The sequence below is a fragment of the Butyrivibrio sp. XB500-5 genome, from assembly GCF_003625505.1.
Taxonomy (GTDB): domain Bacteria; phylum Bacillota; class Clostridia; order Lachnospirales; family Lachnospiraceae; genus Butyrivibrio.
The window spans coordinates 42005-58756 of sequence record NZ_RAIS01000005.1 but is presented as its reverse complement, the minus strand read 5'-3'; the positions used below and the strand labels follow the sequence as shown (position 1 = coordinate 58756).

General features: G+C 47.1%; 15 protein-coding genes. All 15 read left to right on the top strand.

The window, feature by feature from the left end:
- The first annotated feature begins 40 nt into the window (after positions 1-40).
- The 15 genes from D6856_RS09840 to D6856_RS09770 all read left to right on the top strand — a co-directional run bounded on the left by D6856_RS09840 (position 41) and on the right by D6856_RS09770 (position 16725).
- Positions 41-994: a glycosyltransferase family 2 protein gene (locus tag D6856_RS09840; RefSeq protein WP_120686730.1), complete on the top strand. Its 954-nt coding sequence runs from the start codon at positions 41-43 to the stop codon at positions 992-994.
- A 32-nt stretch (positions 995-1026) separates the two neighbouring features.
- Positions 1027-2487, top strand: a complete 1461-nt coding sequence (locus tag D6856_RS09835; protein ID WP_120686729.1) for an MBOAT family O-acyltransferase — start codon at positions 1027-1029, stop codon at positions 2485-2487.
- Positions 2488-2494: 7 nt separating this feature from the next.
- Positions 2495-3988: a hypothetical protein gene (locus D6856_RS09830; RefSeq protein WP_120686728.1), complete on the top strand. Its 1494-nt coding sequence runs from the start codon at positions 2495-2497 to the stop codon at positions 3986-3988.
- Positions 3978-4598, top strand: coding sequence for a uridine kinase (udk, locus tag D6856_RS09825; protein ID WP_120686727.1), 621 nt, complete (start codon positions 3978-3980; stop codon positions 4596-4598). Before D6856_RS09830 ends, udk begins: the two co-directional genes overlap by 11 nt.
- Before the next feature lie 3 nt (positions 4599-4601).
- A complete protein-coding gene (locus tag D6856_RS09820) occupies positions 4602-5798 on the top strand; it encodes a DUF6077 domain-containing protein (protein WP_120686726.1) in 1197 nt (398 codons plus the stop codon).
- A 67-nt stretch (positions 5799-5865) separates the two neighbouring features.
- A complete protein-coding gene (locus D6856_RS09815; RefSeq protein WP_120686725.1) occupies positions 5866-6696 on the top strand; it encodes a hypothetical protein in 831 nt (276 codons plus the stop codon).
- A gap of 128 nt (positions 6697-6824) precedes the next feature.
- Complete coding sequence (locus D6856_RS09810; RefSeq protein WP_158588897.1) at positions 6825-7751, top strand: LicD family protein; 927 nt, start codon at positions 6825-6827, stop codon at positions 7749-7751.
- Positions 7752-7797: 46 nt separating this feature from the next.
- Positions 7798-8511 (top strand): IspD/TarI family cytidylyltransferase, encoded by a 714-nt coding sequence (locus D6856_RS09805; RefSeq protein ID WP_092247845.1) that lies wholly within the window; start codon positions 7798-7800, stop codon positions 8509-8511.
- Positions 8512-8548: 37 nt separating this feature from the next.
- Positions 8549-9991 carry an MBOAT family O-acyltransferase gene (locus D6856_RS09800; protein ID WP_207667276.1) on the top strand — a complete coding sequence of 481 codons (1443 nt, stop codon included), beginning with the start codon at positions 8549-8551 and terminating at the stop codon, positions 9989-9991.
- Positions 9992-10077: 86 nt separating this feature from the next.
- Positions 10078-11148, top strand: a complete 1071-nt coding sequence (locus tag D6856_RS09795) for a hypothetical protein (RefSeq protein ID WP_120686722.1) — start codon at positions 10078-10080, stop codon at positions 11146-11148.
- A gap of 406 nt (positions 11149-11554) precedes the next feature.
- Entirely contained in the window at positions 11555-13078 is a 1524-nt protein-coding gene (locus D6856_RS09790; protein WP_147367824.1) for a DUF6056 family protein, read from the top strand.
- A 2-nt stretch (positions 13079-13080) separates the two neighbouring features.
- On the top strand, positions 13081-14280 hold the full coding sequence (locus D6856_RS09785) for a hypothetical protein (protein WP_120686720.1): 1200 nt from the start codon (positions 13081-13083) through the stop codon (positions 14278-14280).
- A gap of 62 nt (positions 14281-14342) precedes the next feature.
- The gene (locus D6856_RS09780; RefSeq protein ID WP_120686719.1) at positions 14343-14714 is read left to right on the top strand and encodes a transporter; all 372 of its coding nucleotides are present in this window, start codon (positions 14343-14345) and stop codon (positions 14712-14714) included.
- Positions 14704-15057, top strand: coding sequence for a multidrug ABC transporter (locus tag D6856_RS09775; protein WP_120686718.1), 354 nt, complete (start codon positions 14704-14706; stop codon positions 15055-15057). Before D6856_RS09780 ends, D6856_RS09775 begins: the two co-directional genes overlap by 11 nt.
- A gap of 3 nt (positions 15058-15060) precedes the next feature.
- Positions 15061-16725 (top strand): hypothetical protein, encoded by a 1665-nt coding sequence (locus tag D6856_RS09770; RefSeq protein ID WP_120686717.1) that lies wholly within the window; start codon positions 15061-15063, stop codon positions 16723-16725.
- Positions 16726-16752: the final 27 nt, after the last annotated feature.

Below are 16752 nucleotides of genomic sequence, written 5' to 3'. Positions count from 1 at the left end.
CAGCAGACTCAGTTTTTTGAGTCGTGCTGTAGGAGTATTTATGAAAAAAATCAGCATTTTAATCCCTTGCTTCAACGAAGAGGAGAACGTCGAGGGAATATCGGCAGCAATCGAGCAGGTTCTTATAAAAGACCTTTCGAATTACGACTACGAGATCGTATTTATAGACAACGCATCAACTGACAGCACAAGAGCCAAGATTGAAAAAATCTGTGAAGGCAACAAGAAGATCAAGGCAATCTTTAACGTGACGAATTTCGGTCAGTTCAATTCGCCGTTCCACGGAATGTGTTCGCTTGACGGAGACTGCGTGATCCCTGTTTGTGCGGACTTCCAGGATCCCGTTGAGATGATCCCCGTTTTTGTAAAGAAGTGGGAAGAGGGACACAAGATTGTCAGCGGCGTTAAGTCATCGAGTAAGGAAAACGGATTCATCTATTTCCTTCGTACGATGTACTACAAGATGATAAAGAACATGTCTAAAGTCCGCATGATCGAGCACTTCACGGGTTTCGGACTTTACGATAAGACTTTTATTCAGCTTCTTCGTAAGCTTGATGATCCGGTGCCTTTCATAAGAGGTATCGTTGCTGAGTACGGCGAGGGCTTTAACATGACTACCGTCGAGTACGAGCAGCCTCAGAGAAGAGCCGGTAAGACTCACAACAATTTTTATACTTTATACGATGCGGCAATGCTCAGTATCACATCTTACACCAAGGTTGGTTTAAGACTTTGTACGATCGCGGGCTTTGTCTGCGCGCTTATCGATATCATCGTAGCTTTTGTTTACCTTATACTTAAGCTTACTCACTGGTACAGCTTCCATGCAGGTTACGCGCCGATGATCATCGGAATGTTCCTTATCGGGGCTGTTCAGCTCTTTTTCATAGGACTTATGGGCGAGTATATTCTCAACATCAACACGAGAGTTATCGGTCGTCCCATCGTGGTCGAAGAAAAACGCATTAATTTCGATACTGAGCAGAAGTGATGCGTATCTAATATAAATGTTCGGGAGAGAGTATGAGCTTTATTTCGTATGCGTTCATGGCATTTTTGCCGATAGCAGTACTTATAAACTTCATAGTTCCAAGAAAATACCGCTACATCTGGCTTCTTATCGTGAGCCTTGCGTTTTATGCAACGGCGGGGATAGGGGCTGCGATTATTTTGGTTATCTCTATGGCTTCCGTTTATGCGGCGGGTCTTTTGCTTGGTAAGTATAGAGACAAGGCCAAGCAGATCTTTATCTCATGCCTTGTATTTAATCTTGGAATTCTTTTTGTATTTAAATATCTTAATTTCTTTATGAGAATTGTGGGGCTGGTGTCGTTCGGTGCTATTGATGACATACGCTTTAATCTGATACTTCCGATCGGACTTTCTTTTTACATTCTTAAGTCCGCAGGATATCTTATCGACGTATACAGAGGTGACATTGAAGCCGAGAAAGATCCGGTTATGCTGGCTCTTTTTATCTCATTCTTCCCTCAGATAGTTGCGGGACCCATCGAGAGAGCGGGCAATATGCTGCCTCAGTTTAAAGATCCTACGCCTGTTGATTTCGACAGATTCAGAAACGGATTTCTTCAGATTCTCTGGGGATATTTCTTAAAGCTTGTTGTGGCCGAGAGGCTTGCGATATTTGTTAATACCGTTTTTGACACGGAGACGGAGCTTGGCATAAACGGTGCTCCGGCGCTTGTTGCGATTCTTTTTTACACATTTCAGATATATACCGATTTCGCGGCTTATTCGCATATATCGATAGGTGTTGCTAGGATTCTTGGAATCGATGTTATGAAGAACTTTGAATCTCCGTATCTTGCGATGTCGATCGCGGAGTTCTGGAGAAGGTGGCATATTTCGCTTTCATCTTGGCTCAGAGATTATCTCTACATTCCGCTTGGCGGAAACCGGAAAGGAACAATCCGGAAGTACATAAATATCATGATAGTCTTTGCGGTGAGCGGATTGTGGCACGGCGCGAACTTTACGTTTGTTGTCTGGGGACTGCTGCACGGATTGTATCAGGTGATCGGAAAGGCATTAACTCCGGCAAGAGATAAGATCATAGAATTGTTCAATATCGGAAGATACAGTTTTTCTCACAGAGTGGTAAAGACTGCAGTCACTTTTTTCCTTGTAAACTATGCGTGGGTGTTCTTTAGAGCGGACAGCATCGGCGATGCGGTGAGGATTGCCGGAAGCTCTTTTTACTTCACACCGTGGAAACTGGTTGATAAAAGTATGTACGGTTATGGGCTTTCGAGAGGAAATTTCTTGATCGCTGTTGCAGGAATCGTGCTTGTGATCATCGTGGATCTGTATAACCACAGAGGAGTTGTGATCAGGGAAAACATCCTAAAGCAGGGGCTTTGGCTTAGATGGATCATCATGATCACGGGCATCGTGCTGACTGTTATTTTGGGAATCTGGGGCCAGGGCTACAACGTGGCTGATTTTATTTACAAGCAGTTCTAAGGGAATTATGAAGAGAAAGATTATAATAGCTTTAAAGTGCATATTTTTTATAATAACCGTGTTTGCCATCTTGTACGGCGCTACAATTGCGCTCAGGAGAAAAGACAGCTTGTATAAGTACGCGGACTTTTTTGAGCTGGCAAAAAAAGATCAGATAGATGTTCTTTTTCTTGGTTCGTCGCATACGATAAATGCGGTGAATCCGGCGGTTCTATATAATAACTACGGCTATACTTCCTACAATATGGGCGGTCACGGCTCGCTCCTTCAGGCGACTTACTGGGAGCTTATGGAGGCGCTGCAGTACGAGACGCCGGAGTGGGTGGTTGTAGATGCCTACATGCTGGAAAAGAACTATCGCTATCTTGATGACAGGGAGAACAATCCCGACGCGAGCGAGATCAATACTTCGATTGAGCAGCTGCATCTGAACATGGATGTCTGGCCGCTTAATAAGCTCAAAGTCGAGGCGATGAACGACCTTGTCCAGGATAAAGACTTAAAGAGGGAATTTCTTTTTGATTTCATCGTGTATCACAACAGGTGGGAGTATATCACGGAGGATGATTTCAAGTCGATAGTGGGTAATGAGTCAAGGAATGAGCTCTTTGGCGCGGAGATGCGCTACGATGTTGAGACGGCGCCGTATATCTGCCAAAGACCCGAGGATGGAGAGGTTTTTGCGGATGAAACGGTTGGAATGCAGTATCTTTCCAAGATTATTGAGGAGTGTCAGGACAGAGAGATCGGGATACTTGTGACATTCAATCCTTTTAATCCGGAGACAAAAGATATTGTTGCGGCGAATACAGCCGGTGCGATATGTAACACATACGGAGTGCCGTATCTTAATATGCTTGATGGTGATGTGATCGACATATATTCGGACCTTAATGACAGAGGTCACTTAAATGTCACGGGCGCTGATAAGACGACGAGAGCGATCGGCGACTGGCTCAAGGCCAATGCAGGTCTTGTAGATCACAGAGACGATGAGGCTTACGCATATTGGGAGAAGCTGAGCAACAAGTATTATGATGAGATCAGAGAAAAGATACTTTCAGAGGATAGTCTTTTTACCAAGTTAAAGGCTTTGTCCATCGGCGAGTACGGATTTGTGCTTTATTGCAACGAGGATTCGCAGGTGTTTACCGATGAAGTCATGAAGCATCTGATAAAAGAGATCGCGGGTTCAAATGTGATCTATGAAACACCCGATGGGCCGTATATCATGATATGCGATCCCGGCTTTAACAAGGTTTATGAGGCTTCGGGAGATGCGGCGCTTGATAATGTCGAGACGGCGATGGGCTTTATGAATTACCGGCCTGTCGAGAAGAATTTCAGGCTTTTCTATGAGACGGACGACGAGGAAACGAACTATTTATACGATGAGGATCATGTGGCTGAGGATGTTCAGCTTTTGATCTTTGATAAGAATACCGGTGAAGTGATAGATCACGAGTACTATACTTCCAAAGGAGGTAATTATGGCAAATAAGGTCTGTATAGTGGGAATCGCGGGAGGTACCGCATCCGGCAAGACTACTATCGTTAGGAAGATAAAGGAGAGTTTTGGCGACGATATTGTTGTCATCAACCATGATTCATATTATAAAGCGCACAACGACCTTTCCTATGAGGACAGGACGAGGCTTAACTACGATCACCCCGATGCGTTTGATACCGAGAGAATGATCGAGGATGTAAAAAAGTTAAAGAACAATGAGGAAGTAGATATCCCCGTTTATGATTTTTCGATTCATAACAGGGTTGATGCGACGGTTCATATCATCCCTAAGAATGTTATAATTCTTGAGGGTATCCTTGTGCTTGAAAACAAGGAGCTGCGCGACCTTATGGATATCAAGGTCTTTGTCGACACCGACGCAGACGAAAGACTTATGCGCAGAATTATTCGTGATATGGCAGAGCGTGCAAGGAGTATCGAGTCGATCCTTACTCAGTACAGAGATACCGTTAAGCCGATGCATGAGCAGTTCATCGAGCCGAGTAAAAAGTACGCGGACATAATTATCCCGCGCGGCGGCGAGAACCTTACGGGTATCGGAATTTTGCAGCAGCATCTTAAGTTGATGCTTGGAGAGTAAAGCATGGTGCAGATCGGGTGGTCCGTGGTACGCCTCATCTTTTGGATGCTGGCAGTTCCCTTTTTTATCGGACAGCTATTTAACTTCATATTGCCAAGTGATAAAAAGCACAGAACCTTTGGTATCACGTATCTTTTGGGGCTTTTGATCTACTTCGCCGTGTTCGAAGTTATTTCGATTCCATGCATGGTACTTATAAAATACAGCGCGTTTAAGTACTGCATTTGGATATACGGAGTGATTTCTGTGGTGCTCGCGCTTCTTGGTGCGTGCAAGTATTTCGGATTTCTTTTTACAGGAAAAGATGATTCGGCGGATCGCGATATCAAGACTTCGCTTGATTATGTAAGTGATCTTAAGAGTATGAAAATTGATACCAAGATCTATTTTGGTATATTTATCGCACTGGTTCTTTTGCAGATGGTGATGACTCTTGTCTATGCGCCGTTTGACGGGGACGATGCGTATTATGTAGTGCAGTCGCTTCAAGCGCAGCAGCTTGATGTGATGAACACGGTGAATCCGTATCTTGGAAGGTCGAATCTTCTAAGTCATGAGTACAGACATGCGCTTGCCGTGATCACGATGTGGATCGCATTTATCGCGAAGGCTTCGGGAGTGCATGCGACGATCGTTGCGCACAGTGTTATGCCGCTCTTTGTGATTCCGCTTGTTTACTTCGTTTACTATCAGATTGCGAAAGTTCTTTTTAAAGATATGAATGGTGAATCGGGGAAAAAAGAGCTTGTACCTGTGTTTATGATTTTCATAACGCTCCTTATGATGTTCGGAAATGTGTCGATAAACACGCCGGCGACGTTCCTACTTATGAGGACGTGGCAGGGCAAGACGCTGTTCTGCAGCCTGGTACTTCCGATGATACTCTGGATCTTTTTACTTATGTTTGAAGATGTGGAAAAGGTGAGAGAAGTGCAGGGCGGTCTTAAAGAAACTGCGAAAGTTACGGCGCCTTGGTGGATCATGCTGACTTTGGTAAATATGTTTGCCGGTATGTGTACGTCGCTTGGGGCAGGGCTGGGGCCGGTGTTCATAGCACTCCTTACGCTGATTCTTTTGATCGTATCTAAGAGAAAGACTGTTGTTTTGGGAGCGGCTGTTTCGGTGATTCCAAGCATTGTGTATGTCGGAATCTATAAGTTGCTGGCGCACGGCTTGTTGCACACGATTTTTAACCGGTAGGCATGGGTGTCAAATGTGCGTGTGCATGATTGGCATTGTGATGATGCCGGTATAGATTGAGGTTGATATGTACGGAATATTCAGAGAATGTTGGGTGACGCTTCGCCAGTATTTTGGCGGCTACGGCGAACCTTTAGACAATTTCAGAGCGTATTTGTATATAGTTCTTTTTCTTGCTGCGGCGATCTACATCGCAGTTCGTGAGCGCAATGTGGCAAGAAGAGTTCTTTTGGGATTTACGCCGCTTGTGATTATTGCGGGATTTCTTTTTCCCTTGACGAAGTGGGCGTACGTCAGCAAGATCGATCCGCCGGTCGGTGAGACTTATTACAGAATCTTATGGCTGGTGCCGGTATATGTTGTTATCGCTTACGCGGTGTGCCTGTTGATATCGCGCGCCAAGAGGTATACGGTGAAGACAGTGGTTGCGGTTGCTACGGTGCTGGTGATCGCGCTTTCGGGCTCGCTTATCTATACGAATAGGTATATGACCAAAGCCGAGAACATGTACCACATCCCGCAGTATGCCGTCAATATTTGCGATGCGATAAAGGATGCAAACGGCGAAGGCCAGGTCGTGGTCGCTTTCCCGACAGAGCTTGTTTATTTTGTAAGGCAGTACACGACTGACATCAAGATGCCGTACGGCAGGGATTATACGGATTGGACGGATAAGGATTATTTCCACCCGGTTTACGATGCGATGGAGAAGCCTGAAGTTATAAACGCCAAGGAGCTCGTCGCAGCAACGCGTGACCCTGAGGGCAACGGCAATGCGGATGTCCGCTGCAAATACATCGTCCTCAAAGAAGGTCGCAAGATCGATGCCGACCTCACGACGCTGGGCTTGAAGCTCGTTGCGACGGTGGATGAGTATAATATTTATGAAGATAAGTAATCAGCAGCTGAGAGAACCTGATGAGGTATTGTCGAATCTGGTTCGAACGTGTCACACTGAGTGAAATGAAGTGTGACATCCTTAGCGAGAGCAGAACATCATTTAAAAACTATATGGAAGTAAAATATATGAAACCAGAAGTACAGCAGTACCTCGACAGAGTGCATGAATCGGACTTTGCGATGCTCTGCGAGGTTGACAGAATTTGTAAGAAATATAATATTCAGTATTACCTTCACGGCGGCACAATGCTTGGCGCCGTGAGGCACGAGGACTTTATCCCGTGGGATGACGATGTGGACATTCTCTTCCTCCGAGAAGACTATGAGAAGTTTTTGGAAGTTTATGAAAAAGAGGCGGATCCTCGCTTTAAGCTCCTTAGATTTGAGCAGTATCCGCAGTTCTTTGACTTTATTACAAAGATAGCTGACAGCGAACTTACCTACGAGGAGACGACGTTCGGTGCGGAGGATTTCTATGATCACAGATATTCGCACCCGACACTGGATCTTTTCGTGTTTGATAAAGAGGCAGACAATCACAAGTGGCAGCTTGTCAGGATGAAGCTGTTATACGCGCTTGCGATGGGCCACAGACCGTACGTTGATTACAGCAAATTCAGTGGCGCGATGAAGGTTGTTTCCTTCGTCCTCACAACGATTGGTAAGCTCGTGCCGTTTAAAGTGATTGCGCGCAAGTACATGAAGCTGCAGAGGCTGGGAGGCGTCGCGCAGCGTGCGGCAAGCGCAGCGCAGGGCAGCCGGCAGGCGGGCGAGGCTCAGGGCGAGGCGGTTTCATCAGGGATGAGCAGCGCGCCCGGCGCGGATGAGACGACTCTTTTCATCAGTAATGAGCAGCCGGATCCCAGATATTGGGGCCTCGACTTCGACGCGGAGCACTTGATCTACGGGCCCGACACCGCGAAGATTCGCGGCAGGGAATTCCCGATTCCCAAGCACCACGACAGGTGGCTTAAGAAGACTTACGGCGACTACATGAGTCTTCCTCCGGAAGACAAACGCGTTCCGATGCATGTGAACGTGATAAAGGAGTAATACGGCGCGTGCTGCGCTTCGCAGCAGCGGCGACAAGGAGTAATTTATGAAAACAGTAGCACTTATTATTGCGGGTGGCACCGGCGAAAGAATGCACCAGGACATCCCAAAACAATTTCTTACGGTTAACGAAAAGCCCGTTATCGTGTACACGCTCGAGGCGTTCCAAAACCATCCCGAGATCGATTCGATTGCGGTTGTTTGCGTTGATGGCTGGGAGCAGATGCTTAGAGCCTACGCGAGACAGTTCAATATAGACAAGCTCGACATTGTTGTGCCCGGCGGCGAAAACGGCCAGGGCTCTATCAGAAACGGTGTTTATGAGCTGGAAAAACATTTCGACAAAGATGATATCGTGCTTATTCACGATGCGATCCGCCCTATGGTCTCTGCTGAGATCATTTCGGATTGTCTTTTGAAGACCAAGCAGTTCGGAAATGCGATCACATCGATTCCCTGCGCGGAAGCCATGCTCACAACGTCAAACGGCGAAGACAGCGAGGAGACTTATCCCAGGGATAACCTCAAGAGAACCCAGACTCCGCAAGGCTTTAAACTTGGCGAGATCTGCGACCTTCACAGAGAAGCGCTCGAAAAGGGCATCACAAGCTCAGTTGCTTCCTGCACGCTCATGATTGAGCTCGGCCGCAAGGTCTTTTTCTCTCAAGGCTCGGAAAAGAACATCAAACTCACAACGGTTGATGATATCGATATTTTCAAGGCGCTTCTTATCAGCAAGAGAAGTGAATGGTTAAAATAACATGTTGTTTAATTCGTATGGATTTGTGATGCTTTTTTTGCCAATTTTCATACTTGGTTTTTGTTTGCTCAGGCGGGCTCTTTCTGATTCTAATTCAAAAGAGCTTGCTCTTAATATATGGATTATCGCGGGATCGCTGGTTTTCTACGGCCTGTTCGGGCTTAGGAATCTTGCGATTCTTGCCGCGAGTATTCTTTGGAACGCCGCGATCGTGCGTGGACTCACGGTTAAAAGAGATTGCGGCAATTCCGGCCCGGCCAAGATTATCCTGGCGATCGGAATCGTTGCGGACGTCCTTCTTCTTTTGGTATTCAAATTTTCGGGGCTGATTCTGCCTATCGCGATAAGCTTTTACACTTTCAATCAGATTTCATTCATAGTCGATGTGTACAGGGGCGAGGCAGTGCTCGGATGTAACGCGGCTGACGACGCAGCGTGTGGCGGTTTCTATGGCCGCGACTTTCTTACGAATCTTTCGTACATCCTCTTTTTCCCTAAGATTCTTCAGGGTCCGCTCATGTCTTACAAGGACTTCGTAGCAGAGCAAAAGAAATCCTTCGAAGCTAAGGTTGATTGGGAAAACGTGATGCGTGCGATGCTTCTTTTGTCCATGGGTCTGTTTAAGAAAGTGATTCTTGCGGATACTTTCGGAAAGGCGGTAAACTACAGCTTTTCTAATATTGCGGTGCTTGGGCGATTGGAAGCTATTCTTTCTGCATTCTTTTATTCATTCCAGCTTTACTTTGATTTCAGCGGCTACTGCGACGTTGCGACGGCGGTCTGCATGCTGATGGGCTTTGGACTTGTCGTGAATTTCAATTCGCCTTATAAGTCAGTGAACATCATGGATTTCTGGAAAAGATGGCACATCACGCTCACGGACTTTTTTACCAAGTACATTTATATTCCGCTCGGCGGTAACAGAAAGGGCGCGGTTCGCACGTACGTCAACATTCTGATCGTGTTCCTTGTGAGCGGAATTTGGCACGGAACCGGCTGGACGTTCGTCGTCTGGGGCCTCATGCACGGCGTGATGAGTGTGATCACACGCGCGGTGAATAAGGTGCCGAAGACTCGCATAGGCCATGCGGCTGCGGTTCTTGCGAACTTCCTGTATGTGACGGCTGCGTGGGTGTTCTTCAGGGCGGAGAGCGTGAAGGATGCGATCAGCATTTTCGGCCGTATGATCTTCGGCGGAATCAGACCTTTCTACAGCACTTTTGCGGACGGCTTTAATCTTGATGAGATCTGGTATTTCATCAAAGTGACACCGCTTATGAAGCTAAGCTTTTCTTGGGACATTTGTTTGTGGCTGTTCACGGCGTTTGCGGTCATTATCATTTTCTTTTGCCCAAATGCTATTGAATATACGAGGAAATGCAAGATCGGAATTCGCACGACGCTCCTTACGGCGTTCCTGCTGTTCTGGTGCGTGCTGAGCTTCGGCGGCGTGGCGACTTATTTGTATATGAATTTCTGAGCGTGCCGGCGCGTTGCGAATGTTGTGACGGTGCGGCAGCCGAGCGTGCTTAGGCGATACATGGAATCTTTTTACAGAGGTTATGGATGAAGAAGTATAGGAATCTTTTCATCAGTTTAATAGCGATTTTGCTGGCGGCGACGGTGGCAGTGGCTGCGCTTGTTGTTTACGTGGATCCGTTTTTCCACTATCATGCGCCGATTCAGGGCTTCCCTTACATTGTCGACAATCAGCTGAGCCAAAATCCGGGCATGGCAAAGAACATGCTCTACGACTCATGCATTATAGGGTCTTCGATGACGGTGAATTTTGACACGGATGATTTCAAGGAGCTGCTTGGAAGGGATACGGTCAAGCTTAGCTACAGCGGGGCTTATCCCAAAGACGACAACAATATTTTATCAATTGTTTTTGATAGGAATACTTATGCGCGCAGGAACCGCGACATGAAGGCGGTGTTCATTGCAGCGGACATTCCGACTATGACGGCGGACGTGGACGAGATCAAGTATCCGCTCCCCGAGTATCTTTACGACGACAATTACCTGAACGATGTTGAGTACGTGCTCAACAAGGATGTTTTGTTTGAATATATTTTGAAGCCCGTGATCCAGGGCAAGGGCTCCGACCTTTCCGAGATCTACTTTAGCTGGTGGACGCCCGATTATTACAATATTCAGTGGGTCATGCACAACTACGAAAAGCCGGAAACCGTGGCTGAGAATGCATCCGAGGACTCTTTTATCCCGGCAACGGAGCGCAATCTTGAGGCAAATATCTTGCCGTTTGTTGAGGCCAATCCCGACACGGAGTTCTATTTCTTTTTCCCGCCCTACAGCATTCTTTATTGGAACAATGTGCTGTGCGAGAACACGTACGACGCGACGATGAACCAGTACAGGTACGTTGCGAAGCGGCTTTTGGAATATGACAATGTGCGCCTGTTTTATTTTCAGAATATTGACGAGGTGCTGGACCTCAACAACTACGCGGATTACTCGCATTACAAGCCCGAGATCAACAGATTTATGGTAGAATGCTTTAAGAGCGGCGAGCACGAGATCCACTCAGAAGATGAGATGGCAAAAGAGCTGTCGAAGATGGACGAGATGGTGCGCGACTTTGATTTCGAGGCGCTCTTCTCGAAGGAGTGGTGAGCGCCGCGGTGCGGCTGAGGCTGCGGCTCCGGGATGGCTCCGGGTGAAATCGGTTGGCGAGGCGACCGCGGTTGCGGGTGCTGTGGCTGATGCGGTGGCATGGCTGCCGGAACGGCTGAGGCTGCTCGATTTGTGGCAGGAGACTGCTACTTTTGGAGATTTGTGGATATAGGCAGAAAACCACAGTGGAAAATAACTGCTACTTTTGAGGATTTGCAGATATAGGCAGTTGATTTCTGAAGTGAGAGACTGCTACTATTGAAGATTTGCGGATATAGGCAGATAATCACAGTGAAAAACAACTGCTACTTTCGAAGAATTGCAAATATAGGCAGATAAACCCCGGAAAAACATCTGCCGGAAATACGATTTGCAAAATCTAGCAGTAATAATAGGTATGAAACATATGAATTTAGAAAAGGCAAAGAAAATTGCATCAAGGGCATTGCTGATATTATCAGTACTGGCGCTGATTGTCATGATTGGCACGGTGCTGGTGACTTCGCTGTACACGGTGCCGATATCGGATGATTACTGGTATGCAAGGACCGGCATAGGCGCAAAGGGGCTGTGGCACAGGTTTATCGTTGCGGTGCAATTTTCATATGAGATATATGTCCATCACCAGGGAACATACTTCACGTCGTTCATCGGCTCGCTGTTTAACCCGCTTATTCACGGCGGTTTCCCGAAGCTGAGAGTGGTCATGTTCATCAATGCTGTGATGGCTTTTGCATCGATTTTATCATTTGTATATGTTGCTCTTGGCAAGTTAAAAGTAAAGTCGGCCACCGCAAGGGTGTTCATCCTTGCGGCTGCAACCTTCGTAATTACAGGCTTTGACGCCTTTCAGGAGATATTCTACTGGTTCGTTGGCGCGTGCGTTTACGGCTTCCCGATGTCACTTGGGATGTTTGCGGTGACGCTCCTGCTTCTTGCAAACGGCCGCGAAAACAGCACAAAGCCCTTCTGCGTCTTATCCGCGATCCTTGGTTTCTGCGCGGTCGGAGCATCGCTTGCGATCACGGGAACCGTGTGCTGGCTTGTGCTGAGTATAGTTGTGTTCTACGCGGTAAAAGACAAGAAACTTGATAAGAAGAATATATGGGTATTTCTTGCGTGCTTTGGCGGAGCGCTAATAAATGCGGCGGCGCCGGGCAATTTCATTCGCTTGGATCTTGAAAGCGGCGAGTCATTCACGCTTGTCGACGGAATCATCAATACATGGGGCTATTTCATCTACGCGCTTAAATGGCTCTTTTTAAACAAGAACTACGGCTGCGTATTTCTTGCACTGATCATCACGGGTTTCGTGATCTTCGGGCGAAGCAGAACCACAGCAGCAGCTAAAGACGAGCAGCCGCATGACGACGCCCAGGCGCCGGAGGAGAGCAAGCGCTTCACCCGCGCCTACGCTATTCTTTCCGCGATGCTTTTGTTTACGCCGTTCGTGACCGTTTTCCCTGTGCTTATGGGCTACGGCGTGGGCTGGATGCCGAACAGATGCTTCTACATCCTGATCGTGGTCATGGACATCGCGCTTGGAAACCTTGCGCTTGCGGTCGGAGCTCTTTTGTCTGACTTGTTAAAAGAGAAAGCTCAGAAGCCTGTACTTATCGCATTGGCCGCAGTATTACTTGCACTATTTGTCACAACACCGTATAACATAAGAGAGTACATCTTTTTAAAGATGGACAAGCAGCTCTACTTGGGAGAGTTCCAAGAAAACTACGATAAAACAAAAGCGATGATCGACAGCTTTGCGGATATGGAAGGCGAGGACGTTGAACTTGACGTGCCGACGCATCCGGAAGAGATCAGGAATTTCTATTGTTTTTACCTGACGGAAGATCCGACAAGCAATTTTAATAAAGACATTGCCAAGGCCTATGGCCTTAAATCCATCGTTAATACTAGGAAGGAGGACTGATCATGGGAGAGAACGAAATGAATAAGGGGAATATCAATCCTGAGATCGAAGAGAACGAGATAAACGAGAATTACGACGTTGAAGTAAGAAAGAGCAGAGATGTCGTTGACGACGAGAATTACGACGCAGGCTATGACGCAGACTACGACGATGAGGGCTACGCCGAGGATGATTATGACGACGAGGACTACAACGACGAGGACTACAACGACGAGGAAGACTACGTTGAGCCCGCGGAGCGTCCTACAAGAAAGATTCCGATCTGGGCGCACCTTATTGCAATAGGTGTTATCGTAGCTGTGCTTGCAGGTTCAGCAATTGCGCTTTGGAAGTGGAATCAGGGAACGGCGATCATCGAGGGAAACACAGGCGAGAGCTATGAGGTAGAGATCCTCGATCAGATTTTTCTTTTGCCCGATGAGAAGAAAGCCGGACATACATTTGACGACGAGGAGACGATTCTTTTCCTTGGTAACGATGCGATCACTTACGATATGAAAGAGTCTGGAGTAGTGGGACAGGTTCAGCAGAAACTTGGTGCAACATGCATAAATGCAGGCTTCCCGGGAACGACGATCGCAAATAAAAACAAAGAATACAGCGAAGAATATCCGCTTGATGCTTTCAGCTTTTACAATGTTGCCAAGGCGATAGCGGACGGAGATTATTCCAATCTTCTCTCTTCTGCCGAGAAGTTTGAGGATTCGACGTACGATAAGAGCGCGGAGGCACTTGCGGCGCTTGATTTTGACAAGGTTGATACGCTTGTTGTTTTCTACAACGCGCAGGATTATCTGAACGGCAGGATCGGTCTTAACCCCGATGACAAGAGCGACGTTATCACTTACAGTGGTGCGCTTTATGAGGGAATTAAGATGATCCAGGAGAAGTACCCTTACATCAGGATCGTGTGCATGTCATTCCCGATGTGCTATGCGTATGATTCGACGGGAGCGCTTGTAAGCGGCGACAGAGTTGATTTCGGTAACGGTAAGCTCACGACATACCTTCAGTTTATGATCGATGTGTCCGGCGACACCGGTGTTTCTTTTATCGACAATTATTATGGAACGATCCACGAGGACAACAGCTCTGAGTGGCTTCTTGACAACGTTCATGTAAATGCGGCCTGCAATGAGCACATGGCTCAGCATTTTGTTGAAGCAATCTATCCTGCGGACACAGCTGACGAAGCTGAGTAATCTTACTTGTATAAGAATTATTTTGGAAAAAGAGCCGGCTCTTTTAGCCGGGAGGAAGTGTTATGAAAAAGAAGATCGGAATTGTAGACATACTGCAGATCCAGAGCGCGGTTGTGATTTACTCGCTCTCGACAGTTGCTGCAAATCTTGCATCCAAGCATGCTTTTTTGTCTTGGAAATATATTTTGTTTTTTGGTCTGGAGTTCTTTATTCTGGGCGTTTACGCCATCGTCTGGCAGCAGATGATCAAGAAATTCCAGCTTTCGATCGCATATGCGAATAAGGCGCTGACCCTCATGTGGTCTATGCTTTGGAACTTCGTGATCTTCAGTCAAGGTATCACGCCTTGGAAGGTTGTGGGAGTCGTGCTTGTCGTGATCGGCGTTATGGTCATGAATCTGAGCAGTGAGGAGGAAAAAGAAAATGATAAATAAGTTCTTTTTCCTGATGCTGCTTGCAGAGCTGATTGCCTCAACGTCTCAGGTTTTGTTAAAAAAGAGTGCGGAGAAAAATTATCCGAATATTGTAAGAGAGTATCTGAACGCGCTTGTCATCGGCGGTTACATGTTGCTTGTGCTGTCTATGGTGATCTCGATTTTTTGCTACGACGAAAAAAAAGCGCTCGGCTACATGGGCGTTGTTGTCATGGAGCCTGTCGGTTATATCATCGTCATGATCATGTCGAGAATCTTTTTTAAGGAAAAGATCAGTGCGCGCAAGCTCGTGGGCGTTGTGCTGATACTCAGCGGAATCGCGGTATTTAATGTACTTGGGTGAGTTATGGTAAATACTAATATAGATGCGAAAAAAAACAGAATACAGAGCGTGGCTCGTCACGTGGCGCTGCTGCTTCTGGACACGGTGTTGGTGCTGATCTTGTGGACTTACGCAACCGCAGATCTTGGGCACTACACGGCGAGGATGGACGCGGATATCGCATCTGAGACGCTTCTTGGAGTCAGGATTTTTGAAAATGGCTTCAGACAGCCCGATACGTGGGTTGTCTCGACGCATAACTATGTCATTATGGCGCCGAATCTGGCTTCGTTTATTTATCCTATTGTCGGAAAAAACATGAATCTTGCCATGGGACTTGCGATAGTTATCTTGTTTCTTCTGATGGCATGGCTTATGTACGTATGCCTGAATGAGGTCGGATTGTCGCATGTCGGCGTGATTTCTGCGATGATCCTGTCGTTTTCGCTTATGCGAACGAGCGACGACATCCAGCAAATGATCTTTCTGTACGCGGCGTACTATGTTGTGCATTTCATTACGCTGTTTCTTTTGCTGATCCTCTATAACAGGGCAATCAAAAAAGACAAAGTGTCGCTGTGGGTCTTTGGGCTCACGCTTTTGTTGTCGTTCCTTAACGGACTGCAGGGCATGCATGCCGCGCTGTTTTGCTACATGCCGCTTCTCGGAGTCGAGATTGTAAGAAGATTTGTTTCTTTCATAAAAAAAGAAAAGCAGAGCAATTTCAAGATACTTGGATGGCTCTTGTCTACGGCGTTTTTGTCGGTATTTGCGACCAAGATCGTCGGCTCGTACACGCTCGGTGCAAGCCGCAATATCAGGCACGCCGGCGAGAAGTTTGTAGAGTACGTGTGGCCGTTTTTCCTTGATGTAATCAGCTTTGAAAATATGCCTGTGCTTGTTGCTTTGTTCTGCGTGCTCGCCGCGGTCGGATATTTCTTCATGATAAAAGAGCTTTTGACGGGCGGAAAAGAAAGCTTGGCCGGCGCGGGAGCGCCCGCAAGTTCTCCGTTTTGGAGCATGCTTGCGTTTCCGTTCGGAGTTATCGTGTGTATGCTTTCTTCGACATTCACTACGGCCGAGGCCGCGCCTCGCTACTATGTCATGATCTTGTTTGTTGTCGGCGTCGGAGTCGCGCTGTTTATGCATTTCTTGAAAGAGTTGCTTGAAAAGAGGAATTGCAAGCTTGCGGAATCGAAAGCCGGAAACCGAAGTGGCAAAGGCGTTATGGCGATTGCAGGCTATGTTGTGCTTGCGGTGGCTGCGCTTGTTATAGTCTACGGAACGGATAAGGCATATATTTTCAACAAAGATCTTATCGTGAACGACAATTCTTCTGATTGGGCTACCGCCAAGGTTGCCCGCTGGATGGAAGACCATGGTTATGAGTATGGCTATTCCACTTTCAATCATGCCAATCCGATAACGGTCATGAGCAATAACAAGGTTAAGGTTCGTGCTGTTAATTCTATGAAAGAGATGCAGGGCGCCAAGTGGCTTTCCGACAAGACTTGGTATCCGCCGTACAGATCAAGCGAAGGCCCGACCTGCTATATTGTCAGCGATTCAGGCGATGAGGACTTCGCAGAATTCCTGGCTGCGCAGCAGCCCACGATTATCGAAGAGGATGATGTCGAAGGCTATGCGATCTACGTCCTTGACCACGATTACACAGTGTGGGTGGATTGAGAATGGGCGAGGAAGCCAGGCCCGGCA